At 44.0% G+C, this 26,418-nt stretch carries 30 protein-coding genes and 2 pseudogenes; 14 read left to right on the top strand and 18 right to left on the bottom strand.

Annotated elements, in window-relative coordinates; all coding sequences use genetic code 11:
- Window positions 1–76: 76 nt before the first annotated feature.
- The gene (locus GQR42_RS07445; RefSeq protein WP_158199477.1) at window positions 77–322 is read left to right on the top strand and encodes a type II toxin-antitoxin system Phd/YefM family antitoxin; all 246 of its coding nucleotides are present in this window, start codon (window positions 77–79) and stop codon (window positions 320–322) included.
- Entirely contained in the window at window positions 319–492 is a 174-nt protein-coding gene (locus tag GQR42_RS29880) for a type II toxin-antitoxin system VapC family toxin (RefSeq protein WP_334310607.1), read from the top strand. The genes GQR42_RS07445 and GQR42_RS29880 overlap by 4 nt, the downstream gene beginning before the upstream one ends.
- Before the next feature lie 319 nt (window positions 493–811).
- On the opposite strand, the pseudogene GQR42_RS07435 reads toward GQR42_RS29880, so the two are convergent.
- The 12 genes and pseudogenes from GQR42_RS07435 to GQR42_RS07385 form a co-directional block, all read right to left on the bottom strand.
- Window positions 812–1,575: pseudogene (locus tag GQR42_RS07435) on the bottom strand (RNA-guided endonuclease TnpB family protein).
- Between the two features lie 237 nt (window positions 1,576–1,812).
- Window positions 1,813–1,998 carry a DUF4160 domain-containing protein gene (locus tag GQR42_RS28460; protein WP_233271312.1) on the bottom strand — a complete coding sequence of 62 codons (186 nt, stop codon included), beginning with the start codon at window positions 1,996–1,998 and terminating at the stop codon, window positions 1,813–1,815.
- A gap of 889 nt (window positions 1,999–2,887) precedes the next feature.
- Window positions 2,888–3,130, bottom strand: coding sequence for a DUF2442 domain-containing protein (locus GQR42_RS07425; protein ID WP_233271311.1), 243 nt, complete (start codon window positions 3,128–3,130; stop codon window positions 2,888–2,890).
- Window positions 3,131–3,400 carry a type II toxin-antitoxin system toxin DhiT gene (dhiT, locus tag GQR42_RS07420; RefSeq protein ID WP_158199476.1) on the bottom strand — a complete coding sequence of 90 codons (270 nt, stop codon included), beginning with the start codon at window positions 3,398–3,400 and terminating at the stop codon, window positions 3,131–3,133.
- Window positions 3,401–3,631: 231 nt separating this feature from the next.
- Entirely contained in the window at window positions 3,632–3,802 is a 171-nt protein-coding gene (locus tag GQR42_RS07415) for a hypothetical protein (RefSeq protein ID WP_158199475.1), read from the bottom strand.
- Between the two features lie 6 nt (window positions 3,803–3,808).
- On the bottom strand, window positions 3,809–4,375 hold the full coding sequence (locus tag GQR42_RS07410) for a hypothetical protein (RefSeq protein WP_158199474.1): 567 nt from the start codon (window positions 4,373–4,375) through the stop codon (window positions 3,809–3,811).
- A gap of 85 nt (window positions 4,376–4,460) precedes the next feature.
- A complete protein-coding gene (locus tag GQR42_RS28455; protein ID WP_233271309.1) occupies window positions 4,461–4,637 on the bottom strand; it encodes a hypothetical protein in 177 nt (58 codons plus the stop codon).
- A gap of 227 nt (window positions 4,638–4,864) precedes the next feature.
- Window positions 4,865–5,104 (bottom strand): toxin-antitoxin system TumE family protein, encoded by a 240-nt coding sequence (locus GQR42_RS07405; RefSeq protein ID WP_233271308.1) that lies wholly within the window; start codon window positions 5,102–5,104, stop codon window positions 4,865–4,867.
- Window positions 5,105–5,407, bottom strand: a complete 303-nt coding sequence (locus tag GQR42_RS07400; protein WP_158199473.1) for a hypothetical protein — start codon at window positions 5,405–5,407, stop codon at window positions 5,105–5,107.
- 83 nt (window positions 5,408–5,490) lie between these two features.
- Window positions 5,491–5,898 (bottom strand): ferredoxin, encoded by a 408-nt coding sequence (locus tag GQR42_RS07395; protein WP_158199472.1) that lies wholly within the window; start codon window positions 5,896–5,898, stop codon window positions 5,491–5,493.
- Window positions 5,898–6,284, bottom strand: a complete 387-nt coding sequence (locus GQR42_RS07390) for a DUF1257 domain-containing protein (protein ID WP_158199471.1) — start codon at window positions 6,282–6,284, stop codon at window positions 5,898–5,900. The genes GQR42_RS07395 and GQR42_RS07390 overlap by 1 nt, the downstream gene beginning before the upstream one ends.
- A gap of 44 nt (window positions 6,285–6,328) precedes the next feature.
- Window positions 6,329–6,544, bottom strand: a complete 216-nt coding sequence (locus GQR42_RS07385; RefSeq protein WP_002752708.1) for a DUF2997 domain-containing protein — start codon at window positions 6,542–6,544, stop codon at window positions 6,329–6,331.
- A gap of 310 nt (window positions 6,545–6,854) precedes the next feature.
- Here GQR42_RS07385 and bioU point away from each other — a divergent pair, with 310 nt between their 5' ends.
- Complete coding sequence (bioU, locus tag GQR42_RS07380) at window positions 6,855–7,856, top strand: (S)-8-amino-7-oxononanoate synthase BioU (RefSeq protein ID WP_158199470.1); 1,002 nt, start codon at window positions 6,855–6,857, stop codon at window positions 7,854–7,856.
- On the opposite strand, the gene GQR42_RS07375 is transcribed toward bioU, so the two are convergent.
- Complete coding sequence (locus GQR42_RS07375; RefSeq protein WP_158199469.1) at window positions 7,853–8,779, bottom strand: RluA family pseudouridine synthase; 927 nt, start codon at window positions 8,777–8,779, stop codon at window positions 7,853–7,855. The two genes, bioU and GQR42_RS07375, sit on opposite strands and share 4 nt — an antisense overlap.
- A 1,080-nt stretch (window positions 8,780–9,859) precedes the next feature.
- On the opposite strand from GQR42_RS07375, the gene cbiT reads away from it, so the two are divergent.
- From cbiT to tpiA, 4 genes are all read left to right on the top strand, one after another.
- Window positions 9,860–10,450, top strand: a complete 591-nt coding sequence (gene cbiT, locus GQR42_RS07370) for a precorrin-6Y C5,15-methyltransferase subunit CbiT (RefSeq protein WP_149988633.1) — start codon at window positions 9,860–9,862, stop codon at window positions 10,448–10,450.
- Between the two features lie 42 nt (window positions 10,451–10,492).
- The gene (locus GQR42_RS07365) at window positions 10,493–11,410 is read left to right on the top strand and encodes a phosphatidate cytidylyltransferase (RefSeq protein WP_158199468.1); all 918 of its coding nucleotides are present in this window, start codon (window positions 10,493–10,495) and stop codon (window positions 11,408–11,410) included.
- 55 nt (window positions 11,411–11,465) lie between these two features.
- On the top strand, window positions 11,466–12,983 hold the full coding sequence (gene cobA / locus GQR42_RS07360) for a uroporphyrinogen-III C-methyltransferase (RefSeq protein ID WP_158199467.1): 1,518 nt from the start codon (window positions 11,466–11,468) through the stop codon (window positions 12,981–12,983).
- 1,224 nt (window positions 12,984–14,207) lie between these two features.
- Entirely contained in the window at window positions 14,208–14,933 is a 726-nt protein-coding gene (tpiA, locus tag GQR42_RS07355; protein ID WP_158199466.1) for a triose-phosphate isomerase, read from the top strand.
- Here tpiA and GQR42_RS07350 read toward each other — a convergent pair.
- Window positions 14,920–15,711, bottom strand: coding sequence for a fumarylacetoacetate hydrolase family protein (locus GQR42_RS07350; protein ID WP_158202420.1), 792 nt, complete (start codon window positions 15,709–15,711; stop codon window positions 14,920–14,922). The genes tpiA and GQR42_RS07350 overlap by 14 nt on opposite strands.
- 145 nt (window positions 15,712–15,856) lie before the next feature.
- Between GQR42_RS07350 and rpsF the strand changes: the two genes are divergently transcribed.
- Entirely contained in the window at window positions 15,857–16,246 is a 390-nt protein-coding gene (gene rpsF, locus GQR42_RS07345) for a 30S ribosomal protein S6 (RefSeq protein ID WP_158199465.1), read from the top strand.
- Between the two features lie 6 nt (window positions 16,247–16,252).
- Here rpsF and GQR42_RS07340 read toward each other — a convergent pair whose 3' ends face one another.
- Both GQR42_RS07340 and GQR42_RS07335 read right to left on the bottom strand, forming a co-directional pair.
- Window positions 16,253–16,930 carry a Uma2 family endonuclease gene (locus GQR42_RS07340; protein ID WP_158199464.1) on the bottom strand — a complete coding sequence of 226 codons (678 nt, stop codon included), beginning with the start codon at window positions 16,928–16,930 and terminating at the stop codon, window positions 16,253–16,255.
- Between the two features lie 206 nt (window positions 16,931–17,136).
- Window positions 17,137–17,724, bottom strand: a complete 588-nt coding sequence (locus GQR42_RS07335) for a DUF3782 domain-containing protein (protein ID WP_158199463.1) — start codon at window positions 17,722–17,724, stop codon at window positions 17,137–17,139.
- A 656-nt stretch (window positions 17,725–18,380) separates the two neighbouring features.
- Between GQR42_RS07335 and GQR42_RS28450 the strand changes: the two genes are divergently transcribed.
- The gene (locus GQR42_RS28450; RefSeq protein WP_233271307.1) at window positions 18,381–18,962 is read left to right on the top strand and encodes a PEP-CTERM sorting domain-containing protein; all 582 of its coding nucleotides are present in this window, start codon (window positions 18,381–18,383) and stop codon (window positions 18,960–18,962) included.
- A 295-nt stretch (window positions 18,963–19,257) separates the two neighbouring features.
- Here GQR42_RS28450 and GQR42_RS07325 read toward each other — a convergent pair whose 3' ends face one another.
- Window positions 19,258–19,998, bottom strand: coding sequence for a Uma2 family endonuclease (locus GQR42_RS07325; RefSeq protein WP_158199462.1), 741 nt, complete (start codon window positions 19,996–19,998; stop codon window positions 19,258–19,260).
- 890 nt (window positions 19,999–20,888) lie between these two features.
- Between GQR42_RS07325 and GQR42_RS07320 the strand changes: the two genes are divergently transcribed.
- Window positions 20,889–21,350, top strand: a complete 462-nt coding sequence (locus tag GQR42_RS07320; RefSeq protein WP_158199461.1) for a PPC domain-containing protein — start codon at window positions 20,889–20,891, stop codon at window positions 21,348–21,350.
- 180 nt (window positions 21,351–21,530) lie between these two features.
- Here the strand turns inward: GQR42_RS07320 and cobS are convergent, their stop codons facing one another.
- A complete protein-coding gene (gene cobS, locus GQR42_RS07315) occupies window positions 21,531–22,289 on the bottom strand; it encodes an adenosylcobinamide-GDP ribazoletransferase (protein ID WP_158199460.1) in 759 nt (252 codons plus the stop codon).
- Window positions 22,290–23,107: 818 nt separating this feature from the next.
- Here cobS and GQR42_RS27570 point away from each other — a divergent pair.
- The 4 genes and pseudogenes from GQR42_RS27570 to GQR42_RS07300 all read left to right on the top strand — a co-directional run bounded on the left by GQR42_RS27570 (window position 23,108) and on the right by GQR42_RS07300 (window position 26,417).
- A complete protein-coding gene (locus tag GQR42_RS27570; RefSeq protein WP_199273288.1) occupies window positions 23,108–23,248 on the top strand; it encodes a hypothetical protein in 141 nt (46 codons plus the stop codon).
- A 28-nt stretch (window positions 23,249–23,276) separates the two neighbouring features.
- The gene (locus GQR42_RS27565) at window positions 23,277–23,465 is read left to right on the top strand and encodes a hypothetical protein (protein ID WP_199273287.1); all 189 of its coding nucleotides are present in this window, start codon (window positions 23,277–23,279) and stop codon (window positions 23,463–23,465) included.
- A gap of 60 nt (window positions 23,466–23,525) precedes the next feature.
- Entirely contained in the window at window positions 23,526–25,394 is a 1,869-nt protein-coding gene (locus GQR42_RS07305; protein WP_158199459.1) for a BRCT domain-containing protein, read from the top strand.
- Window positions 25,395–25,537: 143 nt separating this feature from the next.
- A pseudogene (locus GQR42_RS07300) lies at window positions 25,538–26,417 on the top strand (NAD(P)-dependent oxidoreductase).
- Window position 26,418: the final 1 nt, after the last annotated feature.

Here is a 26,418-nt window from a genome sequence, read left to right as displayed (position 1 = left end):
ACCTAGTGCCTTCGCCATCGCCCTAATTTGGACCTGCTAGACTAAACTTAGTTTATAGACTTAGTTTTTTCAGATCGTGGAAACTGTAAATATCCATCAGGCTAAAACAAACCTTTCTCTGCTCTTATCCCGCGTGGAGCTTGGGGAAGAAATTATCATTGCCAACCGGGGTGTTCCCATTGCCAGGCTTGTTCCAATTCGGACATCCTTGGGTCGTCGGTCTAGCTTAGGACAAGATCGGGGAAAATTTATTGTACCTGATGATTTTAACGCTCCTCTACCGGAAGATATTTTGGTTGCCTTTGAGGGTGGTGCGGAGTGAGGCTTTTATTAGATACTCAATGCTGGTTATGGTGGTTTTCTCAACCAGAAAAGTTAAACGAGAGCGTAATTGAACAGATCGCAGATGAAACTAATGAAATATGGTTCTCGGTTGCCAGTGTTTGGGAGATGGGAATTAAGGTTTCGATCGGTAAGGGACTTGCGCTTTGATAATGTACCTTTTGGGCGAACGCAGTTCGCCCCTACATTGTGGACAAAATCCGTTACTGTAGGGGCGCAATGCTTGCGCCCTCCGATCGCTCAGGTTTGCTGATCACCCTAAGTAGGGGGAGAGCCTTCGAGATGTTAGGGACTTGCGCTTTGATCATGTGCCATCTGGCTGGTCTGGTTCTTCTACAGAGCGATTTTCAAAGCTGGGATATTATTCCTACGCAAGTCCCTAAGTTGCCACTACCAGAACCAATAGATGATTATATCTCTACTCGCTTGACATCCTCGCCGCCGTAAAACGGACGGTGATTCCCAAACCTCACGATTTAGGTTTCTGCTTCTTTCCCTTGCGGGGTTCCGCACCTGCCTTAACAGATTTACTCTGTTCTGGTCTTATGGTCGCGAACCGGACTGACACCGCAAGCCCTGCGGCCAAAATGTTTTTACTAGCGTTAATATCTCGGTCATGGTGAGTCCCGCAGTCTGGACAGTCCCATTCTCGAATATTTAACGGCATTTTCTCAGCAATATACCCGCAATTACTACACCGCTTAGAACTGGGAAACCATCTATCTACTTCGATGTAATTTCTCCCATACCAACGGCATTTATAGGCTAATTGTCGGGTGATTTCTCCCCAGCTTACATCAGATATTGCCTGAGATAATTTCGGGTTTTTGACCAGATTCTTGACGGCTAAATTCTCAACCACAATCGTTTGGTTTTCACGAACTAATTGAGTGGTTACTTGTCGGCACTTCCTCCCTGATGTTTTTTCTTAAAGTTAGGATACTTAGTACGACCAGCAAAGAAGTTAGTGAAAGCTGTTTGTAGGTGTCTTAACCCTTGTTGTAAAGGTACACAGCTTACTTCATTGAGAAAGTCTAATTCTTCTTGCTTTTTCCAATCGGTCAACATTGAAGAAGTTTCAGTATATCCTACTCTTTCTTGTCTTTCATACCAAGCTTGTGTTCTGACATGGAGAGCTTTATTGTAAACCAATCTTACACAGCCCAAAGTGCGCCGCAATAGGGACTCTTGTTCGGGTGTGGGGTAAAATCGAAACGAATAGGCTTTTTCCATGTCTCACATTTTAGCATATATTTCGTAAATGTGTTAATATTTAACGGTAAAGCCGTCGTAGAACGACGGGGTTTCAGACCCAAATTTTCGATGAAGTCTCTTTACTCTGGGTGGCTAGTTCTTAGTTTTTATCTCAAATGTCGGGGTGAAGAACCTCGCTTTTGTGGTGAACAATCATAAATTTTCTTTTCTTCATTAGTAAATATGAGTTGTCATTGATTTTATGGTGACAATGACTTACGAATTTTGATATTTAGCATGAATGTGAGGTTTATGGTGTTGTTTATTGTTCATGAAGTACATATACATAATAATTCCGTCCCGATAACTCTCACCAATTCTTACTAATTCCGCCTGAGCAGGAAAAGAGGAGATCGCCAGAAAAAATACACTACTAATCCCAACGGTCATGGAGCGCTTCATCTGCTACTCCCGATCAAGATCAAACCTGGTAATAAACAAGAGAGCGGTTTATATTACCCAAAAAATCTCCACAGACAACATCAAATAAATCTATTTTTATCAATTCAAATAGAAGAAAAAACAACTCTAGCAGTTATCTTAAGGGTGAGGTACGAAGTCTCTGCTCAATCCCGTCACACTTCGTCCATATCACAATTTAGGCATTTTGTCAAAAAAATTTTGACTTTGCAACAAAACTACACAAAAATTAGATCAACGTTGTTAGGGAAAAAAGGGATAATTGGCGAAAGTGTTTGGTTTGGCTAAAAGGGAAAGTCTAGATTTAGCAATGGTTTCAAGGCAAGCTAGACCTTGAAAAGTCCAAAAAAGCACAGAAAAACCCACCATAGCATAATGCAAAATTATACCAGAATCGCTGGAAGTATTGCTATCTCGTAAATAAATAAAAATTATTCTCAATAAAATCTTGAGTAAAAATAAATATTACCAATTGTAAATTTAAATATTTTTAAGTATTGAAGGTATTTGCATATAAAATACTTATCATTTTGCCCCGATTGCGTCTAACTTTTCCCTCCCCACAGCAATCACCGGGTAAATAGAAAATTTCTCATTCTTTCTCCTAGAGATGAAGTACAGAGTAATCCTTACTCATCAAGTATTTTAGCGACAATAACTAATACTAAATCCAGTTATTAAAAACTGATTATTTATTCTCCGTTTTGCATGAGTGCATGAGTAGAAAACGGGTTTCTCCGAGAAACCCGTTTTCTGTGCGTTACTCAACGGATTTAGTATAACCTCATCTTTCTGAGAAAGGCTGTAGCGAAAGAAAATCCGATCAGTGGGAGCGTTACTTTTGTTGTCGGGTTTCCTCGATCGAACTGTTCTAGGCTTGGGAAATGGAGTCAAGATAGAGAGTATCCGGACAGATATCTTGTTCGTTCGGCCAAGTTACCGTACCATCTAGAACTTTTACTTGATTAAAATAATGTTGGTTTTTAAGTTCTTGAAAGATGCCAAAATCGAGCAGTGGTGAACAATCATAAATTTTCTTTTCTTCATTAGTAAAGATGAGTTGTAATTGATAGTTGGGCAAAGGGATAACTTCTTTAACTCTAGGATTCATCATTTATCTCAGTGGTTCAATTTTATACGGTTGTTGTCCTGAAATAGCGAGTTCCCAGTTAGCCATCAATTCATCTTGATGAATCTCGATCCAAGCGGAAAGTAATTTCATTTTAGCATTAGGAATAGAGCCTTCAAGAATTTCTCCATCTGGAATGGCGACAATGACTTCCGAATTTTGATATCTAGCATGAATGTGAGGTTTATGGTGTTGTTTATTGTCCATGAAGTACATATAAATAATAATTCCGTAAAACATGGATATGGCTGGCATTTGTATCCTTGTGGTTATTTGAGAGGGATAGGTTTATTATAGCGAAAGAAAATTCGATAAGTCGGAGCGTTACTTTTCATGCTTCGCTTCGTACTCTACAATAGTTACCAGAGCCGCAATCGCACTATTAATAAATGTAGAGGCACAAAACCTAACACCCATCTCGTTAATTTTATGCGAAGTTGTCGGGTTTCCTTACGGAACACGCGCTCTGGTTGATCGGCGCTCGAACTAGATCTGATCTTTTAATTGCTCAATAGCCTGTTTATTCATTTCAACTGCACGATCAATAATCTCCAGGCTCTTCTCGTTTCTGTGTGGCAGGAAGAAGAATAGGGATAATTTTCCAGAAATATAGTCTTCAAAGCCTTGCCTAGCAAGACTACTAGGAATAATCAGCACTGATTATCACACAAAGTCGAGAAGAGCCATCTCCACAAGTTTGTTAACTATAGTGACAAATACATGATTCCCCATTGGCGCAAACAGAGTATTTTGCGCTATTCTCTCGAACAGAACCCTTTTGCTTGAATCCAAGTGTGCATAGTCTCCATACAAATATATATCCATTAATTTTCTATTAGTAAGCTGGTCTGGGTTTGGTTCTGAAGTTGACAACTTTTCAAAACGCATTTCATGGCTGTTTATTGTGAGTGGAGAATAGCGATCAAGATAATCGTTGAGTTCAGATATAAGGCTCTTGAACTCATCTTTTAGATTTTTAGAAATATTGAGTCTAGAGTATAAGTCTTCCATGTTTTTGAAAGAAATGACCTCACTTTTTTGGATGAACATTCTTAGTGTCAGCATAGCGGCTGATATAGAATCTTCATCTGGCCCGATTTCTGTTAGGGACTTGCGCTTTGATAATGTACCTTTTGGGCGAACGCAGTTCGCCCCTACATTGTGGACAAAATCCGTTACTGTAGGGGCGCAAAGCTTGCGCCCTCCGCGCGGAGGGGGTTTGCTGATCACCCTAAGTAGGGGGAGAGCCTTCGAGAACCCCTTCCAATAAGGGACTTGCGCTTTGATAATGTGCCATCTGGCTAGTCTGATTCTTCTACAGAGCGATTTTCAAAGCTGGGATATTATTCCCACGCCAGTCCCTTACTTCTACCTGATCGTTAGTAATTCTACAAGTAACCTCTCGTTCTCGGTTAAGATATTCTGAAAATTTCGATCTATGAATCTTTTCGGCTTTAGTATTAAACAATTCCAGTATCTTAAGATCAGACATTATTTCCTCCTCGACGGGGATGATAGTTGAAAATTTACCGTACAACACGCTACTAGGGATATTATACGGATTTCTCTAGCGATCGCAACCACTCCATCGCCAACCGTTACGCCACCGTAACCGCGAGGTCCGATCGCTCCCACCCCGCGAACTGGCGGATAATTCTGGCGACTCGCTCGAAATTTGGCGATTTTTAGGACGTGGGTTCGCTCTAGAATGCGTTCTGTTTACAAAATCTCGATCTCGCGCTCGATTACAGTGATAATTTGTAAAATATTTCTAGATTCGCTTGGTTGAACGTTTAACTCGTCTCCTACATGAACATGATCGGGAAAATTGGGTAGATCGGGAAAATGTTCTACGTTATCCCAGCGTTTTCTTAACTTCTGTTTGCTTGCGTCCATCCATTGATAGCGATAGCTTATCGTAACGATCCAAACCTCGCGAATATAATCGGCTATCTCCATCTAATTCGATCGTAAACCTATCTCTTTTCTAGCTGCCAATAGCATTTCATAATAAACATTCCACTCGAAATAATCCATATCGTCCCCTAGCTCACCAGAACGAAATCTAGGATAGAATTCTTCCGAACTCATGGGATATTGATTTTCGTATTGCTTGACACGGTTTTCTAAATCCAAAATTTGAGCGTGAATCTGCAAATTTTCTCGTTGTTCGCTCTGAATTTTTCGATTCAGTAACTCTCTTTCTTCCTCGGAGAGAGAGAGAATAATTCGTGCGAGAGAATCAACCAGTTGGGTGTTCATTTAAGAACTGTAGCAGATTCGATCGAGAACCGCTGCCATGACTGCTAGGAAATAATGGATGGATCAGGCTGCACCTATCCACCCTAAATGTCTAAATCTGCGGGGCTAAATTTCTTGTGAATCTGAGGAAAACCTAACTGTTTAATCACTTGATGTTTGCGTTCTTCCTCAAGGGATGACAACTGATGATAATTAACCCAGTGAATACAGTTAACCGGACAAGTCTCGATCGCTTCTTGAATAATTTCTTCTTCGTCACCGTCCTGATTATAGACCCGAGAGCGACCGTATTCACCTTCAATAAAAAAGGTATTGGGGGCAACGTGGGCGCAGTGTTTACAACCGATACAAGTGACCTCATCGACGTAAACCGCTTTCTGGCGCAGTAAACCGCCCAATTCCGGTTCAAAACCAGTGCGATCGGGGGAATCTCTTAGGAATCCCCCTAACTCTGGTTCAAAACCAGAGCGTTCGGGAGAAAAATCAGCCATTAGGCACTCCAACGTTGTACCACTAGACGAATGGAACCATCAGTATTTTTTTCCTGTGCTGCCACCTGAAAACCCTGTTTAGCAGTTTCTGCCAGAATGGTGTGGTAGGCATAACCTTGATTTACTTTTCTTAAAAATCCTTCTACGGTTAGAGGTTGTTGCCAGTATTGCAAATCGGCAACTAACTCGTACTCGTTACCATTCCAGCGAAAACCGATATCGTAATTGTTATCTTGCTCAATTACCACCTCTGCGCTTAAAGTTTGACCTTGATAACCTTTGACGGGGTGGGAACCCTCTTTCCATTCCATCCCCATATCGCTCAGGGCGGCTTTTAGGTAGGATAGATTGCGGATTTTGGTTTTGATATTGCTAAAGTGTGACATGGCTTTTCAGTGGCTTAAATAAAGGGATTGGGAAAAATGAAAAATTACCAGTCGCTAAAAGTGGCTGCGTTGCTGACTTTCTCTGACTGGCTGACGGTTTGATGGTAATAATCCGAGGTTTTCTCTTGAGACATCAGCTGCCCGAGTTGTGCCTCGATCGCCGCCGTCACCTCTTGACAAGATGAACCGACTATGCCTGTCACCTTTTCCATGACGCGACCATCGGGATAGATGATAAACTCTAGGCTTTCCATGCTCATAGCTCTTCTCGGCGTGATCTGGGGTTGGCAAAGCTCCCTATCGTTTTAATTTACGATAGTTTGCTAATCGTAGCAATCTGGTTAAAATTTTAGCAAAACTTTATATTATCTCAGCCAACCACTTTCATTTTTTGTAAGTTTCCCGTAACTTTTCTTCATCGTCAAGGGCGAACCTTAACCTAGTAGGCATAATTTAACAAAACTACACAAAAAAGACGACCTGAAGCGATAAATTGAAAATAAAGGAGATGCAACGGCGAACCACGACCGCCGAGATCATAGAATTTTGTCTATAGGAATCAGAACAAATATGAATAAACAAATAGCCAGCGATCGCCTTCGGATCGGTGTTTTAGGTTTTGGTGGTTTAGGACAGGCTGCCGCTAGAATTCTCGCCCCCAAACAGGAAATGCTCTGGACTGCCGCCGCCGATAAAGCTGGTTTTGCATACCATAAAGACGGTCTAGATGTCAATACCTGTAACAAAATTTATCATGACCAGGGTTCGATCGGTTATCTGGAAAATTACGGCAGTCTCAGCGAGAACAGTATCGAGGAATTAATCAAAACTGCCGATGTGGACGGCTATTTTCTCGCCTTACCGAATTTGCCTAACAATTTCATGGCCGATATCGCTAAAACTTTCATTCGCTTAGGTTGGCGCGGAGTTTTAGTCGATGCCCTCAAACGCACCAGCGCCATGGAACAAATCTTAGCACTACAAGCAGACCTACAAGCCGCCGGCATCACCTACATGACAGGCTGCGGTGCTACCCCCGGACTGTTAACTGCGGCTGCCGCCCTAGCTGCTCAGAGTTATGCAGAGATTCATAGCGTTAAAATTACCTTTGGCGTGGGAATTGCCAACTGGGAGGCTTATCGTGCCACTATTCGCGAAGATATCGCCCATTTACCCGGTTACGACCCAGAAACGGCCCGCCAGATGAGTGATGCGGAAGTGGAAATGCTGTTAAATAAAACCAATGGCATTCTCAGCCTCGAAAATATGGAACACGCGGACGATATTATGCTGGAATTGGCCGGAATTTGTGGACGCGATCGGGTTTCCGTCGGGGGTGTGGTGGATACGCGCAACCCGAAAAAGCCCTTGAGTACCAATGTTAAAGTCACGGGGCGGACTTTTGAAGGCAAAATTTCCACCCATACCTTCACTTTAGGTGATGAAACCAGTATGGCGGCTAATGTCTGCGGACCAGCTTTCGGTTATCTGAAAGCGGGGGTTTCCCTACATCGTCGCGGTATCTACGGATTATGGACAGCAGCGGAGATTATGCCCCAATTTGTGCGCTAGGGGTTTCTCTGCCGTAAAATAGCTAAAACTTTCGGGAAAATAGCGGGTAAGGGGGCGATCGCTTCTAGGCTCTCTCCCGTGACCGGATGTATTAAGATTAAACGATGAGCGTGGAGTAATTGCCCTGGTAGATTAATCCCCATGGAACGACCGGAACTATAGAGGGGATCCCCAAGAATGGGATGACCGATGTGGCTGCTATGAACGCGAATTTGATGAGTTCTGCCAGTTTCTAGGCGAAATTCCATTAAGGTGTAGTTGCCTAGTCTTTCCTTGACTTGCCAGTGAGTAACAGCATTTCTACCGCCTTTTTCCACGGCAATAATCGCCATTTTTTGGCGATCGCTGCGGTGACGACCGATGGGCAGAGCAATTGTACCTGTTTCGCTTTTGGGGACACCATGGACAAGGGCAATATATTCCCGGCGGGCAGTTTTGGTTTTTAATTGTGCCTGTAGGTGTTGATGGGCCTGGTCGGTTTTGGCAATAACGATCGCACCCGTGGTATCCTTATCTAAACGGTGAACTATACCGGGGCGTTGAATTCCACCAATTCCGGCTAAATTCGGGCAGTGATGCAGTAAAGCGTTGACCAAGGTTCCCGATTCGTGGCCGGGGGCCGGATGAACCACTAAATCGGCAGGTTTATTGATAATAATCAGATAGTCGTCTTCGTAAAGAATATCAAGATCGATCGCCTCGGCGGTTAATTGCAGGGGTTGACTGTCGGGAATGGTAATCTTTAAGCGATCGCCTTGACCAACTTTAGTATTTTTATTGGTGCAAATTTGACCATTTAACTGTATATATCCCTGTTCTATCAGTTTTTGCAGCCTCGATCTCGATAAATCGGGCAATTGTGACCCCATCCAAGCGTCTAAACGTTCTTTTTTTCCCGCAACTTCTAAGTTTAATTGGTTCATCGGTTTTTATGTCGGTAGTAGTACTCAAGGTTAAGTGGGTGGGTGGAATTAAATATAAGATGAACGTAGGTTGGGTTGAAGCATGAAACCCAATGCCCGATTATGTTACGAAGTGCGCTAACCCATCCTACAAATAATTGTGCCTCCCTACTTAGGGCTTGCTGAAAAAGTTTTCCCTGGGGGCAGGGTGTGGGGTGTGGGGTGTGGGGTGTAGGGTTTTACCGATTTTCAGGTGGTCAACTACCTAATTTTCAGGGACAAAGTACCTGAATTTTCCCCCCGATCACCCCTAGCTAAGGCACTTTTTGATGGGAAAAAAGTCTAAAAGTATTATCCAACAAGGTTTTTAGATTTATTCAGCAGACCCTACTTATGTGGGCAATAAAATGTCATCAAGATTTGGTCTTCTAGACTCAATTTACTTGGTCTTCCAGATTTTTTGGGCAGAACTTTTTCGGCGGCCAGAACTTTGACCATATCCTTAAATGTTTCAGGATATACTCCACAAAAGCGTTCTCTTTTAACATAAACAACATCAAGGGATTCCGGGGTGTTGGGTGTTGGGGTTTTAGGGTTTTGGGGTTTTAGTTGAATTGCCCCATTTCCCCATTTTCCCGTCGTAAGTCATTGTTTTTCTGACTGTTTTACTTTATTTTTAGATAATTAAGTCTTGCTGAATAATGGTAAAACCCTTTTAAAATAAGGCTTTTGACCTGCTAAAATCCGATGTTCATGCTGCGAAAATAGGATTAAGACCTTCAAAAACCTTGTATTATCCTTCTTTAAGTACACAAACTGGTACAAAAAAAAGAGGACAACAAAGCCTGAAACGACTGGCTCCTGGCTCCTGACGACCGGCTACTGACTCCTAACTCCTGACTCCTAACCCCACCAACAAACTTTTTCAGCAGCCCCTAATTAAGTTCCGATTTCTGTAGGAGGTCTAATGACAAACAATAGCTTTTTAGAGCTATAATCAGGGTTTTATCCTGAGAAAAGTCCCCGTTTAACTGATAAAGAAAACTTGACAAATTTGTATAATAATGCTTAGTAGTGAAGCTTCTCAATAATTGATTCCCCATGACTTGGTTATATAAAACCCCCGGTATTCCCGATGAATTGTTTGAACGTTTGCCCGGGATTCCCCTGAGTAAACGCGAGGTGAGATTATTGATGATTTCCGCTTTGAGGTTAGGCGATGGGGGGGTTTTCTGGGATATCGGGGCAGGAACTGGCACTATTCCCGTTGAAATTGGCTTATTATGTCCCAATAGTCCGATTATTGCCATTGAAAGGGATGAAGAAGTGGCCAGTTTAATCCGCCGTAATTGCGATCGCTTCGGGGTAAAAAATGTTACGGTTTTTGAAGGCAGCGCTCCCGATTGTCTAGCCAATATATCCCTAGCACCCGATCGCGTCTGTATCGAGGGCGGCAAACCGATTAAATCAGTCCTGCAAGAAGTGTGGCAATACCTGAAACCCAACGGCCGCATCGTGGCTACGGCCAATAATTTAGAAACCCTCTATCAATTTTCCGAAGGCTTTTCTAATTTACAGGCGCGTAATATCGAGATTGTCCAAGCGGCAGTAAATCGCCTAGAAACTAGGGGTATTCACCAAGTTTTTGCCGCCGTTGATCCCATGTTTATCCTGAGTGGCGATAAACTTTAATTGGGGATAACCTTCCATAAAGTTTTCTTAATCTATATAATTATGACAATGCCGCCTAATTTCTCTGGATTAACCATGCCTTGGCCACGCATTGTCAGCGCTATTTTTGCTATTGCCTTCGCACTGGGAATTATCATCGTTGGGGGTTGGTATTTCACCCTCGGCATCGGTGTTATCGTCTTTTTGGGACAATTAGAGTATTTTCGCTTAGTTCGCGCTAAAGGGATTGAACCGGCCGCTAAAACCACTCTCGTAGTTTCGCAATTATTACTACTGACGGCAACTATGGCGGACCCCCTCACCGATGCCATGTTTCCCCTGGCTGGGGCGTTAATTTGTTTTTATCTGCTCTTTCAGCCAAAAATGGCGACAATTGCCGACATTTCCACCTCAATTCTCGGTCTGTTTTACGGTGGTTACTTACCTAGTTATTGGATTCGTTTACGGGTCGGTTTTTCTCCTGAAAGTAATCCTGTGGCCATTGCCAGTAACTTACCCTTGATGGGATATTGGCCAGAATCGTGGATGGAACCGAAATTATTCCCGGCCGCTTTGACGGTGACTTTTCTAGCTTTCGGTTGCATTTGGGCTGCCGATATCGGAGCTTATGTCATGGGAAAATGGTTAGGGAAAACCAGTTTATCGCTGATTAGTCCCAAAAAAACCGTGGAAGGTTCCTTTTTTGGCATTTTAGGCAGTATAGCGGTGGCCGAGTTGGGTGCTTGGTATTTAGATTGGCCCTATTGGCAGCTGACGGGCTTATTTTTGGGCTTATTAATTGGTATTGTCAGTTTATTGGGCGATTTGACGGAATCGATGATGAAACGCGATGCCGGGGTCAAGGATTCCGGGCAGTTAATCCCCGGTCACGGTGGTATACTCGATCGCACTGATAGTTATGTGTTCACCGCTCCCCTAGTATATTATTTCGTCACTTTACTGCTGCCCTTGTTGCGCTAGTAATTTGTTTCTTCTCCAAGTGCTAGATTTAAAGATTAAACCCAAATTTGCGATTATGTCAGCAGTCGTCCATCCCCGGGGTAAAGTTTATCTTCTCGGTGCGGGAATCGGCCAGAGCAGTTTTCTCACCCTGCAAGCGCGAGCAATTTTAGCCACGGCCGAGGTTTTGCTGTATGATGCCCTAGTGGATAGTCAAATCTTCTCCCTCGTGCCGAAAACCTGTGTTTTAGTCGATGTTGGCAAACGGGGGGGACAACCCGGGGCCGAGCAAAATCAGATTAATCGGATATTGGTTAATTATTGTCAAGAGGGAAAACGAGTTATTCGGCTCAAAAGTGGTGATCCGGGTGTTTTTGGGCGAGTATATCCTGAAATGTTAGCCTTAAAGCAGGCTGGCTGTGATTTTGAACTGATAACCGGTATTTCCTCCGCTTTAGCCGCTCCTTTATTGGCTGGAATTCCCCTGACCGAAAAGGATATTAGTCGCTGTTTTGCTGTCTTGAGCGCTCACGATCCCGAGTCTCTCGATTGGTCAGCTTTAGCTAAAATTGATACACTGGTGCTATTGATGGCCGGTCAGTCTTTAGGGCAAATTATCGAGAAATTATGCCAAAATGGGCGAAATATTCACGACTTGATCGCTATTATCCGCCAAGCGGGGCGCAAGGATCAACAAATTTGGCGCGGCACTTTAGAAAATATTCTCGCTCAAACTGCTGGGGTGTCCCTCTCACCCTCTATTATGGTCATTGGTCAAGTTGTGGATCTGGCGATTATGTCCTCTCCCCCACCCCTAGGCGGTAAAACAATTGTTATTACCCGTGCCGCCGAGCAAACGAGTCAATTTAGCGAAATTTTGCAAAATCAAGGCGCAGAAGTCCTAGAAATGCCCGCTTTAGAGATTCGTCCCCCCAACCGTTGGCAAGGTTTAGACGATGCCATCGGTCAGTTAAAAGAGTTTGATTGGCTGATTTTAACTTCTGCCAATGCTGTTAATTTTTTCTTTGATCGCTTGACATTTTGGGGAAAAGATGCTAGGGCTTTAGCGACCGTAAAAATCGCCGTGGTGGGCAAAAAAACCAGCCAAGTTTTACACTCACGCGGATTAAAGGCGGATTTTATCCCGGGGGATTTTGTCGCTGATGCCTTGGTAAACGAGTTTCCCGACCCGATTAGGGGGCAAAAATTCCTCTTTCCTCGCGTGGAAACGGGAGGGAGAGAGGTCTTGGTTAAGGAATTAACGGCCAAAGCAGGTCAGGTGACGGAAGTGGCCGCATATTATTCCGGATGTCCCGCGCACATGGATAGTCGCATCTGGGAAGCGTTTCGAGATGGAAAAGTCGATATAGTCACCTTTGCTAGTTCCAAAACCGTCCAGAATTTTTATCAGTTATTGCTGCAAGAAACGGGAGAATTATCGGTTAATTCTCTATTAGAAAAAGTTTGTCTTGCTTCTATCGGTCCGCAAACTTCAAAAACCTGTCAAGAGTTATTTGGTCGTGTTGATATCGAGGCGCGAGAATACACCCTAGAAGGGTTGACTAGCGCTTTAATCGAGTCGAGTAATCGATAAGCTGTTTAGTCAGTCGCTCAAACTCTTGTGCTTTGCACTGGTTTAACCGATAAAAAGGAAGTTTAAGTGTGAGAGTTAAAGTTGCCATGAACAAATCTTAACAGACATCTTGCCCGGTCGGTAAAATGCGAGCATAATTAGGGTTTGCGGCAAAAAGTTTTTCGTGGGTGTGGGGTGTAGGGTGTAGGGTGTAGGGTTTTACCGATTTTCAGGCGGTCAATTACCTAATTTTCAGGGAAAAACTGCCTAAATTTCCCCCCCGATCACTCCAAAGGCTGGTACTTTTTGATTTCAAAAAAGCCTAAAAATATTATCCAACAAGGTTTTTAGATTTATTCAGCCAGCCCTAATTAGGGTTTGCAGCAAAAAGTACGGGCGAAGCATTCGGATAGAAAATCTCCGGTTTCACCGATAGGTTATTGCCCGAATGCTTCGCCCCTACAGGACGCGGGCCGATGAAGATGCAAGGTTTTGAACCACGATTCTCTCAAAATCTTGCACCTGTTTCGCTCGTAAAGCCCCAAAACCCTTACTTTGCATACATTTCACATTTATTCAGCCAGCCCTAATTAGGGTCTGCTGAATAAATCTAAAAACCTTGTTGGATAATACTTTTAGACTTTTTTCCCATCAAAAAGTGCCTTGGCTAGGGGTGATCGGGGGGAAAATTCAGGTACTTTTTCCCTGAAAATTAGGTAGTTGACCACCTGAAAATCGGTAAAACCCTACACCCCACACCCCACACCCCACACCCTGCCCCCAGGGAAAACTTTTTGCTGCAGACCCTAATTAAGTAGGGAGGCACAATTATTTGTAGGATGGGTTAGCGCACTTCGTAACCCATGTGGGCGTTGGGTTTCATGCTTCAACCGTTCGGCAAAAGCTCACGGCCGAAGCCCAACCTCCGTTCATCTTATATTTAATTCCACCCACCCACTTAATTTTGTGGTCGGGTTAATCTTGACCACGTTACATTTTGGAGCTAGGCCTTGGCATCCCTACATCACGCCTAGTGTGCTTGGCAGAGGCCTAGGGCATAAGTCCTCCCTTAGATAAGCTGTACTGCATTTAAACTGCGTATGGTAATTTAGTACAAATGCTCACTGCTCCAGCGCGCCCCACTCTCCTATACCTTTTAAACAGGATTTAGTATTGCTTAGGGTAACAAAAAGGCTTACAGTAAAATGTACCATAAATTATCAAATCTACTAAATTAATTAAGCTGTGCCGAAAGTTGTTATTGCAGGTAACTGGAAAATGTACAAAACCCAAAGAGAAGCTTTGGAGTTTGTGCAAGATTTTAAATCCCATCTAGAGGAAACCCCCGACGACCGAGAAGTAGTTCTTTGCGCGCCTTTCACAGCTTTAGCTGTCCTCTCTAAAACCCTCCACGGCGGTCGTATTCGCTTGGGGGCGCAAAATGTCCACTGGGAAAAATCGGGGGCTTATACGGGCGAAATCTCGGCGGATATGTTAACCGAAATCGGGGTTCACTATGTGGTTATCGGTCACAGTGAACGCCGGCAATATTTTGGCGAAACCGATGAAACCGTCAATTTAAGGGTTATATCTGCCCAAAAACAGGGTTTAACCCCGATTATCTGTGTGGGAGAAAGTAAAGCCCAAAGAGATGCCGGAGAAACGGAAAAGGTAATTATCAAGCAAATTCAAGCAGGTTTAGTCAATGTTGACCAAAAAAACCTCGTTATCGCCTACGAACCCATCTGGGCGATTGGCACGGGGGAAACCTGCGAAAGCGAGGAAGCGAACCGCGTTATCGGTTTGATTCGGCAACAATTAGACAATCCCGAAGTCACCATTCAGTACGGTGGTTCGGTAAAACCCGATAATATCGATGAAATTATGGCTCAATCGCAGATAAACGGGGCTTTAGTCGGTGGGGCGAGTCTAGACCCCGCCGTATTCGCCCGCATTGTTAATTATCGCTAATTGATGCTGCTGCCATGACGCTATTTTCCAAAACCCCGATGCCTTCTATTTCCACCCGAACCTTATCCCCCACCTGCAGCGGTCCGATTCCTTCGGGAGTTCCCGTTAAAATCACATCCCCCGGCAGCAGGGTCATCACTTGGGAGATATAAGCCACCAAGACATCGGGGGGAAAAACCATATCACTGAGATAACTGCTTTGTTTGGGTTCGCTGCCATCATTGAGAAAAGTGGTTAATTGGGCCCCGATACTCAATTCCCGGACAATCCAAGGGCCGAGGGGACAAAAACTGTCAAATCCTTTCGCCCGCGTCCATTGGCTATCTTTTTTCTGTAAATCCCTAGCGGTGACATCGTTAGCAATGGTATAACCCCAGATTTTGCTTCTGGCCTGGGCTGTGGTGCAGTTTTTGGCCGTTTCTCCGATAATTAATGCCAATTCTCCCTCATAATCCACTCTTTGGGATTGGGGCGGATAAAAAATCGTTTCACCATCGGCGATAATTGTTGTCGGTGGCTTGAGAAATAAAAGCGGTTCTTCTGGTACAGGTGTTCCCATCTCGGCGGCGTGGGCGCGGTAGTTTTTGCCCACGGCAATAATTTTCGACGGGAAACAGGGGGCTAATAGTTGGTAGCTATCAGATTCTAATTCTAGCTTGGTTAGTTGCCCTCCTTGCCAGGGAGGGGCATCAAAGACAGCAACGCTACGGTTTAGCTGTAACAGTCCGTAGAAGATTTGTCCTTGACGATGTTTCACTCGTACATAGCGTTGCGCCATATTTTTCTGGGAATGACTAGCGATCGACTCTCGGATAGTAGTATGATCATATATCCTTGCTTCTTTATTAAAAGCTAGAGAGTTATGAAAATCAATTAACCTCCGGTCTTGACAAAGAAGCCTTCTAGTCCATAAGGATTCTGAGATGAGCAATAACTACGAAACTCTTTACATTCTCCGTCCCGATTTAGGGGAAGAAGTCGTTCAGCAACAAGTGGAACGTTATCGGACTCTGATTAGCGAACACAGCGCCACAGACATTCAAGTTAAGGTGTGGGGTAAAAAACGTCTGGCCTATCCCATCAAAAAACTCAATGATGGTGTCTATGTGCAGATGAATTATCAGGCAACCGGCAAACAAGTCGCCCCCATGGAACGCACCATGCGTTTAAGTGATGAGGTTATTCGTTATTTAACCCTAAAACTCGATCGCGTGGTAGCCCCCCCTGCCGATTTATCTCCCTTAACGGAAATTCCGCCCTCTCCTATCACCGAAGCGGTGGTGGAAGATGACGGTATCTCCGCTGAAGATTAATTATAGTCACAACTCGGTCGGGTCAATGCCCAATTCCCGTAATCGGGCAAAAGCGCGATCGCGTTCTTGTTGTGCTTGGTCGCGTTCTTGTTGTGCTTGGTTGCGTTCCTCAAAGAGGGTTTCAGGGTCTTTAAATCGTTCCCCATTGGGATAAAAGACCTCTAAACCCTCTTCAAACATCTCAAAGCGAATCCCTAGTATTGGGGAAGTCCAAGGAAAATTCAAAGCCGTCACCGGGAAAAAATCCTCTTGCTGATTGGCCCGCACCAATCCCCAGAAATCATGGGAGTCTGGGTCATAGAAAAACATCTCTAGTACCCCATGCTCCCGATAGAAAGACTGCTTTTTGAGCATTTCCCTGGCACTATTGCTCGGAGAGAGGATTTCAAACACCACCTGGGGAGCAATATTGTCTTCTTCCCATTGTTTATAGCTGCCGCGCTCACCCGGTGGACGACCGAAAACCACCATGGCATCGGGAGCTTGACGAGGAGCGGGTGGTACAGTTACCTGCTGGGGATACCAGAGCAAATCTCCGGCGACAAAGACGGTTTGCTCTTTGAATAAATACTTGAGATTGGCAACCAAGCGAACAATCCAGCGATATTGAACTGTGTTGTCGGCCATGGGTTTACCGTCGGAGTCAGGATAGAAAAGTTGGGGTTCGATGGGTGCTTGAACCATGCTTTATCTCTTGCGATCGCATTTTGGCCTAACTTTATTGTATCATCGCAAATCCTCGGTTTGAAACCCTGTCCTTTTATACTAAATCCGTTGAGTAACGCACAGAAAACGGGTTTCTCGGAGAAACCCGTTTTCTGCTCATCTAAAAGGCAAAAAGGGGAATAAATAATCATTTAATAACAGGATTTAGGATTACATCTAAATTTTTAATAAAGTCGAGGTTGAAAATTATCGGGAATATCCAATTCAAATACTTGGTCATGAATCCGAGCCACATAAAACCCTTCTTGCAGAATTTTTTCCCGTAATTCTGATGATAAATGAACCGCCGCTAATATGCCATAGAGTTTTTTATCTTTGTGTTCAGGGAAAAAGCGGCGAAACCGTAGCAAAATACTTTTTAATTGTGAAATAGACTCCTCTCTAGCATGACTTTTAACCTCGACGATATAAGCAGTATTTAGCTCACCATTAGTATAGGCAAGAACATCAATTTCTAGGTGTTGTCCATTTTTACTGACTCGCACACTAGGACTAACAACTTCCATACCAAAGCGTTGTCTGAGAATCGTTTCCATTGAAGGAAGGGCAAGTCCTTCGGTAAAGCTGCCGAATTTGGCACCGAGTCCCCCAATTTGCTGACCTAATTCTTTGAGTTGTTTGTCAGTTTTCTTCTGTTGCTGACTAACTTCCTTCAATAGTAGGTCAGTCTCCTTCAGTTGTTTGTCAGTTTCTTTTTGAGCAGTCGCTAATTCGGCTAAGAGTCGCCATACGTCTTCGGATGTAGTTGCCATAGCTAATTTTTTCTCTCTGATTTGGTCTATTGCTATTTTAGTGAATTTTGCCGATTCATGAAGAAGATAGTGCTTCTACCTTTGACAGAAGAGAGATAAGGGACTTGCGCTTTGATAATGTACCTTTTGGGCGAACGCAGTGCGCCCCTACATTGTGGACAAAATCCGTTACTGTAGGGGCGCAAAGCTTGCGCCCTCCGCGCGGAGGGGGTTTGCCGATCACCCTAAGTAGGGGGAGAGCCTTCGAGAACCCCTTCCAATAAGGGACTTGCGCTTTGATAATATGCCATCTGGCTGGTCTGATTCTTCTACAGAGTGATTTTCAAAGCTGGGATATTATTCCCACGCAAGTCCCTAAGTAGGGCGTGTTACGCTGTCGCTAACATACCTTTATTTTTATAAGTAACTTAGAGTATTGTTAAGATTTGATAAATTTATTAGAGTATTTTCAAGATTTGATAAATTTAACGGCAAGAGTTTCAAATCTACAGAATTAAACATTATAAATCAGGCAGAACCACATTTTTTAAGAGGTATGTGCTTATGTTATTAGCGAAACTTATCAAAAACTCCGTCGGGGGGGGGTAATACTTATCATTCTCGCCGTAGGAAGTGCTGCACAGGCAGCTTCTATTCCAGGTCTTTTTGCAACTGGTGTGGATAGTCTTGGTGCATCCCTTAGTGATGGTGCATCTGATCCTCATTACAGTATTGTGAGTCCTTCAGGTGCTGGAATTGTCATTAATCAGGCTAATATACCTAGTAGTTACGTTGCTAATACTTCAACCTCTCGCTGGATTTGGCAACAAGCTGATGGTCAACCCGCAAATGTCACCCGAACCTTCAGGACAACTTTCGACCTAACTGGACTCAACCCAAGTACAGCTTCGATCGTGGGTACATGGGCTGCGGACAATTTTCTCGATCAAATCTTAATTAACGGAGTTAGCATTGGGACAATTCCTAACAATCTTGGTGGTTTTAATTTTACCTCTTTTATGGGTTTCAACGTTAACAGTGGGTTTCAAGCAGGCATCAACACTCTTGATTTTGTTGTTCGAGATATTGGTATGATTGCAGGATTTCGGATTGGAGAAATTTCGGGTACTGCCCAACCAATATCCCTATCCCAATCCGTCCCTGAACCTAGCACAATTCTGGGCTTAGGTTTATTGGGATTTGGCGCTTTCTTCAATCGCCAACTATCTCAAGGGAAGAAGTCAAAACAGGAGGATTGAGTTAATAACTTTGGGATTTATTTCAACAATTGATCCCCCCTTAATCCCCCTTAAGCTGAAGATTAATTAGGGCTGGCTGAATAAATGTGAAATGTATGCAAAGTAAGGGTTTTGGGGCTTTACGAGCGAAACAGGTGCAAGATTTTGAGAGAATCGTGGTTCAAAACCTTGCATCTTCATCGGCCCGCGTCCTGTAGGGGCGAAGCATTCGGGCAATAACCTATCGGTGAACCCGTAGATTTTCTATCCGAATGCTTCGCCCGTACTTTTTGCTGCAAACCCTAATTAACTATTATCACAACTCGGTCGGGTCAATGCCCAATTCCCGTAATCGGGCAAAAGCGCGATCACGTTCCTGTTGTGCTTGGTTGCGTTCTTGTTGCGCTTGGTTGCGTTCTTGTTGCGCTTGGTCGCGTTCTTGTTGTGCTTGGTTGCGTTCTTGTTGTGCTTGGTTGCGTTCCTCAAAGAGGGTTTCAGGGTCTTTAAATCGTTCCCCATCGGGATAAAAGACCTCTAAACCCTCTTCAAACATCTCAAAGCGAATCCCTAGGATTGGGGAAGTCCAAGGAAAATTCAAAGCCGTCACCGGGAAAAAATCCTCTTGCTGATTAGCCCGCACCAATCCCCAGAAATCATGGGAGTCTGGGTCATAGAAAAACATTTCTAATACCCCATGCTCCCGATAGAAAGACTGCTTTTTGAGCATTTCCCTGGCACTATTGCTCGGAGAGAGGATTTCAAACACTACTTGGGGAGCAATATTGTCTTCTTCCCATTGTTTATAGCTGCCCCGCTCACCCGGTGGCCGGCCGAAAACCACCATGGCATCGGGAGCTTGACGAGGAGCGGGTGGTACAGTTACCTGCTGGGGATACCAGAGCAAATCCCCGGCGACAAAGACGGTTTGCTCCTTAAATAAATACCTGAGATTGGCAACCAAGCGAACAATCCAGCGATATTGAACTGTGTTGTCGGCCATGGGTTTACCGTCGGAGTCAGGATAGAAAAGTTGGGGTTCGATGGGTGCTTGAACCATGCTTTATCTCTTGCGATCGCATTTTGGCCTAACCTTATTGTATCATCGCAAATCCTCGGTTTGAAACCCTGTCCTTTTAGGACGACTTTGCCTTAGACCTCTGGCAAAAGTTGTATAAGTAGGGCGTGTTACGCTGTCGCTAACATACCTTTATTTTTAAAAGTAACTTAGGGCTGGCTGAATAAATCTAAAAACCTTGTTGGGTAAGACTTTTAGACTTTTGGGAAATCAAAAAGTACCAGATCTGGGAGTGATCGGGGGGAAAATTCAGGGACTTTTTCCCTGAAAATTAGGTAATTGACCCCCTCAAAATCGCTAAAACCCTACACCCCACACCCGTTCGGCGGTTCGGCAAAAGCTCACCGTCGAAGCCTGATCTCACGGCCGAAGTCCACACCCCACACCCCGTCCCCACGAAAAACTTTTTCAGCAGACCCTAACTTAGACCCCGTGTGCAACTATATTTTTAGTCTTGATTTACAAGGCTCTCAGAAATCAGCAGAGATAAAGTATCCTCTGGAACCCTGATTCTGTCGTTTTTAGTTGCACATCGCGTAACTTAGAGTCTTTTTAAGATTTGATAAATTTAACGGCAAGGGCTTCAAATCTACACAGACAGTGATGCAATTCAGACTTGAATTTGCCCATCTCTGGCAATGGTTGCGCGAAGATGTCAATTATCACAGCTGCCATAACAGCGAAGCGGAGCTTCGGAGCCTTGGTTTCTGCTTTTGAGCAAGCAATTAAGGCTTTTCCTCTCGTTTTGGCTGATCGCTGATGGGTCAAAACTCATCTTAAAACAGAGGAGGAAAAACTACGGGTCTGAACTTAGTTGGGGTTTATCAGTTTTTTGTAGAATAGGGAGATTGAGAAAACGAACATCTGCCCCTATGACAAGATTTCCTTTGACTGGTCGCTATTCTGGTTTATGCGTCTTACTCACTTTATTCTGGTTAAGCGGTCAATCTTTACCGATGCGAGCAGAAAAAATCTATAATCCCGTCCCCTTAATCCTCAATAAAGAAATTAACGATACTCTCACCGACAAAGATATTCCCACGGGTGAAGGGGGGTTTGCTAGGGATTATACCGTAGATTTGGACAAGGACGATCAGGTAGCCATCGATCTCAAATCGGAAAATTTTGATGGGGTGTTAATTCTCCTGGCCGCCGATGGTTCCACTGTAGCGGAAAATGATGATGGTCCCGATGGTGGCACTAATGCCCTCCTTTTTGCGCGCATTACCGAGTCGGGTAAGTATATTATTCGGGTGAGAGCTTTCGGAGAAACCGGTGGGGGAAAATTTACCCTGAAATTAACCCGTTTACGGGCCGTGGAGGGCAAAAATTAAACCTCTGGTAAAAATCAAAAATTGTCCCGGTTGGTTAGGAGTCAGTAGCCAGTAGTCAGTAGTCAGGAGAATTAAGAATGAATAATAATCACTTAAATGCTCTATTTACAGATTTTAGCCAATTTAATCCTTATTTTTGACGTTTTTGAATCCCCAAAAATTAATTATGCAAGAGGTCTATTAGGTAATTATTGTCAACAAAACCAAGAATAGAGCCTCTGTCCACTCCACTACCGCACCGTAGGTATCGCCAGTGTGACCCCAAAGACGACGATATAACCAGTAACCAGTAAGCAGAGCGAGGGCGATTCCGGTGCTAATGGCGATTATTCCCCATCTTAGACCGCCAAATAGGGCGATTAATCCCCAAATTACTCCCCCACAGTCCCAGGGCAGACAAAAAGCCACTTTATGAAAGGCTCCCTTGCCGGTGGGTTTGAGGTAGGGATAAAGAGCGATCGCCATTACTTGCCCCCAACGTCCCCAAATTGGTGCTAAAATTAGAGCTAAAGCTCGATTATCGCTTAAATCAGTCAAAGCGGCGATTTTTAACAGCAAAACCATAGTCACGGCCATGACTCCAAAGGCCCCGGTAACACTATCGGCCATGACCGCTAAACGACGCTGGGGGTCGGTGACAGCTAAACCATCGGTCGTGTCACTAACTCCATCAAGGTGTAGTCCTCCCGTTAGATAAACCCAAACTCCCACAAGGACAACCGCACGAGTTAAGGGGGGCATTCCCAGACCGGCTAGAGTTATATCGAGCCAAACCAGAATTAAACCCAAAAATAAGCCCACTAGGGGAATCCATCGGGCAATTCTGCCAAAATCAGGCCAAGCAATCGGAACGGGAATAATCGTGTAAAAAGCGATCGCACCTAAAAATGAGCGAATTTCTTGACAAATGAAATTAAGTATGGTAGTAAATCTCCCCAAAATTCGCTCCTGGTATTGCATCCTTTCTCATAAAGATGAAGCGTAACCTAATTTTGTGTTGACGACCCTGTGGGATTATCAAAACATGAGAACGCCTATAATAATTTCGGCTCTTCGTTACTCTAATATGATTGCGCCAATGGTAGGGGCGCACCGTGGTCAGTGAGTTGAGCGAACTGCGTGCGCCCAAAATGCCATCTAGATATTTCGACAAAATTGAGATGCAGCAGGCATAACCATCTCTGTCATTACTTTTGAAAAATAGTATTAGAGATGATGTATTCTAAAACCACTAATTTTGAAGAGCGATCACCGCATTCGCTAACGCTCAGAATATAAGCTTAGACGCACTTAAGTTACATATCTTGATAATTCAAAAAACTCTCAACCGCTTATTCCTGATGCCTTCTGCCTCCTGCCTTGCTAAAACGCATCTAAGATGCGTTTTAGCTGACAAAAAGGCATAGTTTCCCCCCTAGCTTCGCTAACGCGCCGAAGAATCAACGGATTCTCCTTGTGGAGGGAGGAGGAACGGGATAAGGCTCTTTGTAGTTTGTCCTATGTAGGGTCTGCTGAATAAATCTAAAAACCTTGTTGGATAATACTTTTAGACTTTTTTCCCATCAAAAAGTGCCTTGGCTAGGGGTGATCGGGGGGAAAATTCAGGTACTTTTTCCCTGAAAATTAGGTAGTTGACCACCTGAAAATCGGTAAAACCCTACACCCCACACCCCACACCCCACACCCTGCCCCCAGGGAAAACTTTTTCAGCAGACCCTATGTAGTCCCATTAACAACAACAAAGTAGTATGTGAGCATTGAGTTACCCACATATTGAGAAGCAAGACGATCAACCCGCACGATTACAGCGATTACCACCTATTCGAGTCGCACAGATTGTTATGGATTATCTTACCTACGGTTGGTCTGTAGAAGAAATATGCCGACAGCACCCTTAATTTAAAGCCAGCCGAAGCTCATGCGGCCATGGGCTACTATTTTAATCATCAGGAAGAAATCGACCAGGAAATCACCCAAGAATGGGATCAGGTACAGGTTAATATGACGCGAATAGCTAAATTACCTTTTTACCCCAAGATGAAAGAAGTGACTTTTTCCCCGCCCTTCCCCCGAATGCACCCCGTAACTGATATAAGTAGAGATGTAGGTCTATAACCAAAATTGCCGCATCAGTTCGGTTAGGTGACTGTTTTTCGCTTGTCTAGGAGGGTAGATATGCTCAACGAATTAATTTATGAAGGATTAGGTTTAAGTGTTGTTTTCGGAGGACTATTCCTCTGGTCGCGCTCTAGTCTCGTCAGCAAAAATACCGCCCTTTTAGCCGCACAAGCGCAATTACAGCAAAGTAACTCAGATTTGTTGGCTCAAGTCAAGGGTTTAGACGTGGCGCAATCAGATTTAAAAGACGAAAATCAGCAGCTGCACGCCAAAATAATTCACATAGAACAACATTCCGCCCAATTACAGCACAAAGCTACGGATTTAGAAAATTCTCTCCAGTCCCTCCAGCAAGCTGTGCAGATAGGTGAGGGTGAAATCGAACACCTGAAAACCACCGCTAAGGAAATAGAAGCGGAGAAAGCTGGTTTGATGGAGCAGTTAGAGGCAGAAAAAGCCCAAATTACTAGCCTAGAGGCACAGATTCAAACTTTAGAGCAGCAAAAAGGCGAAATTAACCGTCAATTTGATTTGACCAAAAAACAGACCACCTCTCTCTATAGTCAAATTCAGACCCTAGAAGAGGATAAAACTTTCTTACAGCAAGATCTAGAAAAAGCCGAGGAATTCAAGGTCAAAGTGGCCGATTTAGAGCATAAAAATCTGGAATTAAGCGATTTAGCCGCCCAAATTCCCAGCTTGCAAGGTCAAATTCAAACCTTAGAACAGAATCTAGCTCACCAAACAGAACAGTATGAGCGAGGACAGCAAGAAATAGCCAGCTTACAGGGTCAAATTACCTGGTTAGAACAGGAAAAAAAGTCTCTCAGCGAAGATTTAGCCGCAAGTCAAACTCGATCGCTCTCTTTAGGGCAAGAATGCGACAATTTAACTATAAAACTGCAAGAAACCTTCGCTCAAGTGACAGCTATAACCGCCGAAAAGGACAGTCTCGGCGCTCATCTCGAAGCAGCTAAACTGGAGTTACAAGCTTTAGAAGTCCAGAAAGGGGAATTATCGGCACAATTAACCACTGCTGCCGAAAAAATTGCTGATTTAGAAGGGCAATTACAGGAATTAACCCAATTACCGCCACAATTAACCACTGCTGCCGAAAAAATTGCTGATTTAGAAGGGCAATTACAGGAATTAACCCAGTTACCCCAACAGTTAGAAACCTATCGGGAAAATATTTCTAATTTAGAGATTCAACTACACCAGTTAAGTGCCGAAAAAGACCAATTAGAAACCACAACTTCCCGTCATATCGATGAATTAAGCCAACAAAATCGCCAACTAACTCAAGGTTTAGAAGTCCAAAAAACGGCAGCTAAAGCTTTAGAAAAGGAAAAAATTAAGTTTGAGAGTGAGTTAACAACTAAGCAACAAGAAATCGCCACTTTAGAGGTTCAAATTCAAAACCTACAACAAGAAAGAGACGATTTCTTTCCACAAACTGCCCCTATTACCACCAATGAACCGGAAGCAATTATTAGTGAAACTCCCGTAGTAGAAGAACCGGAAACTCCCCCAGTGGTTGCCGAGGAGACTCCTATAGTAGAAGAACCGGAAACTCCCCCAGTGGTTGCCGAGGAGACTCCTGTGGTGACAGCAGAAAAAATCACGGTTGCCGATACAAGTTTAGAAGTGCAACCCGCAGCAAAGATAGTCCAGACGAGTCAAAAATCCGCAGAAAATACCCTAAGGGGAAAAAGCGTAGTTATACTAGGAACCTTCAGCAAAATCAGTCGCGAGAAAGCGAAATCATTGATTATTAATGTCGGTGGTACTGTTACCGGTTCCCCCAGTGCGAACACTGATTATATTCTCCTCGGTAAAGCTCCCGGCGAAAAACTCAAAAAGGCTCAAAAATTAGGCATTAAAACCCTTTCAGAAGCCCAATTTCTGCAAATGGTAGAATCCTAAAACAGTTATCAGTAATCAGTTATCAGTTATCAGTTATCAGATTTGAGTTCACTGTTTACTGTTCACTGAAAATACACCCCACGTCATAATTCATAATTCCCACTTCATAATTCATAATTCCCTTTACCTTGATTACGAAAATCATGAGTCAAAAAATTGCCTTTTTAGGATTAGGAGTGATGGGAGCGCCGATGACGGCTAATCTTGTCCGTCAAGGTTTTGCTGTCAATGCTTGGAATCGTACCCCAGAGGCGCCGGGGATAACCATTGCTGGGGCAGCGGGTGCGAACATTTGTTCTAATATTGCCGCCGCCGTCAGGGATGCCGAGATTGTCTTTACCTGCGTCGGGGATGTGCCTGACGTGGAAGCGGTAATTTTAGGACCGGGGGGTGTGATGGAATCGGCAGCGGTGGGAACTCTGGTGGTGGATATGAGTACCATTGGCTCTCAAGCCGCTAGGATGATTGGTAAAAAGCTAGAGGAAAATAATCTCCGTTTTCTCGATGCTCCCGTCTCTGGGGGCGATATTGGGGCTAAAAACGGCACTTTAACTATTATGGTGGGGGGGGAAAGAAACGGATTTTCAGACTTGTTTACCCTGTTTTCACGCCATGGGCAAAACTATTCGCTGGTGTGGCGAAATCGGCAATGGACAAGCGGTAAAACTCTGTAATCAAGTCTTGGGGGCGGTTCACATGGTGGCGCTGTGTGAGGCTCTCAAAATGGCAAAAATTCAAGGATTAGACCCCCATTTAGTCATAGAAGTCTGTAAAACAGGAGCGGCGGCTTCTTGGGCGTTGGAAAATTTGGGACCAAAAATCCTCGCCCAAGATTTACAGCCCGGTTTTATGATTGAACATATCTTAAAAGATTTGCGATTAGTCAAAGAAACTGCCCAGACAGCCGGGGAAATTCTGCCTGGGACAGATTTAGCAGCAACTCTATTTAAAGTAGTAGCGGAATTGGACGAAGGCAAGGGAATTAAACAGGGAACCCAAGCGATGATTCGTGCCTACGATTAAG

The sequence above is a fragment of the Microcystis aeruginosa FD4 genome (assembly GCF_009792235.1).
GTDB lineage: Bacteria > Cyanobacteriota > Cyanobacteriia > Cyanobacteriales > Microcystaceae > Microcystis > Microcystis viridis.
Note: the sequence above shows the minus strand (reverse complement) of the source record. Positions and strands in the feature narration are given on the sequence as shown.

What these genes read in the sequence shown, in the direction of transcription:
- GQR42_RS07305 (WP_158199459.1), top strand. Translation starts at nt 23,526, where the DNA reads ATGCTCAACGAATTAATTTATGAAGGATTAGGTTTAAGTGTTGTTTTC.
- GQR42_RS07400 (WP_158199473.1), bottom strand. Translation starts at nt 5,407, where the DNA reads ATGAACACCCAACTGGTTGATTCTCTCGCACGAATTATTCTCTCTCTC.
- GQR42_RS07325 (WP_158199462.1), bottom strand. Translation starts at nt 19,998, where the DNA reads ATGGTTCAAGCACCCATCGAACCCCAACTTTTCTATCCTGACTCCGAC.
- GQR42_RS27565 (WP_199273287.1), top strand. Translation starts at nt 23,277, where the DNA reads ATGGGCTACTATTTTAATCATCAGGAAGAAATCGACCAGGAAATCACC.
- GQR42_RS07350 (WP_158202420.1), bottom strand. Translation starts at nt 15,711, where the DNA reads ATGGCGCAACGCTATGTACGAGTGAAACATCGTCAAGGACAAATCTTC.
- GQR42_RS07365 (WP_158199468.1), top strand. Translation starts at nt 10,493, where the DNA reads ATGACAATGCCGCCTAATTTCTCTGGATTAACCATGCCTTGGCCACGC.
- dhiT (WP_158199476.1), bottom strand. Translation starts at nt 3,400, where the DNA reads ATGCCAGCCATATCCATGTTTTACGGAATTATTATTTATATGTACTTC.
- GQR42_RS07340 (WP_158199464.1), bottom strand. Translation starts at nt 16,930, where the DNA reads ATGGTTCAAGCACCCATCGAACCCCAACTTTTCTATCCTGACTCCGAC.
- GQR42_RS07390 (WP_158199471.1), bottom strand. Translation starts at nt 6,284, where the DNA reads ATGTCACACTTTAGCAATATCAAAACCAAAATCCGCAATCTATCCTAC.
- GQR42_RS28460 (WP_233271312.1), bottom strand. Translation starts at nt 1,998, where the DNA reads ATGAAGCGCTCCATGACCGTTGGGATTAGTAGTGTATTTTTTCTGGCG.
- cbiT (WP_149988633.1), top strand. Translation starts at nt 9,860, where the DNA reads ATGACTTGGTTATATAAAACCCCCGGTATTCCCGATGAATTGTTTGAA.
- GQR42_RS07395 (WP_158199472.1), bottom strand. Translation starts at nt 5,898, where the DNA reads ATGGCTGATTTTTCTCCCGAACGCTCTGGTTTTGAACCAGAGTTAGGG.
- GQR42_RS07320 (WP_158199461.1), top strand. Translation starts at nt 20,889, where the DNA reads ATGACAAGATTTCCTTTGACTGGTCGCTATTCTGGTTTATGCGTCTTA.
- GQR42_RS07425 (WP_233271311.1), bottom strand. Translation starts at nt 3,130, where the DNA reads ATGATGAATCCTAGAGTTAAAGAAGTTATCCCTTTGCCCAACTATCAA.
- rpsF (WP_158199465.1), top strand. Translation starts at nt 15,857, where the DNA reads ATGAGCAATAACTACGAAACTCTTTACATTCTCCGTCCCGATTTAGGG.
- GQR42_RS28455 (WP_233271309.1), bottom strand. Translation starts at nt 4,637, where the DNA reads ATGTCTGATCTTAAGATACTGGAATTGTTTAATACTAAAGCCGAAAAG.
- GQR42_RS07375 (WP_158199469.1), bottom strand. Translation starts at nt 8,779, where the DNA reads ATGAACCAATTAAACTTAGAAGTTGCGGGAAAAAAAGAACGTTTAGAC.
- GQR42_RS07335 (WP_158199463.1), bottom strand. Translation starts at nt 17,724, where the DNA reads ATGGCAACTACATCCGAAGACGTATGGCGACTCTTAGCCGAATTAGCG.
- cobA (WP_158199467.1), top strand. Translation starts at nt 11,466, where the DNA reads ATGTCAGCAGTCGTCCATCCCCGGGGTAAAGTTTATCTTCTCGGTGCG.
- bioU (WP_158199470.1), top strand. Translation starts at nt 6,855, where the DNA reads ATGAATAAACAAATAGCCAGCGATCGCCTTCGGATCGGTGTTTTAGGT.
- GQR42_RS07405 (WP_233271308.1), bottom strand. Translation starts at nt 5,104, where the DNA reads ATGGAGATAGCCGATTATATTCGCGAGGTTTGGATCGTTACGATAAGC.
- GQR42_RS07385 (WP_002752708.1), bottom strand. Translation starts at nt 6,544, where the DNA reads ATGAGCATGGAAAGCCTAGAGTTTATCATCTATCCCGATGGTCGCGTC.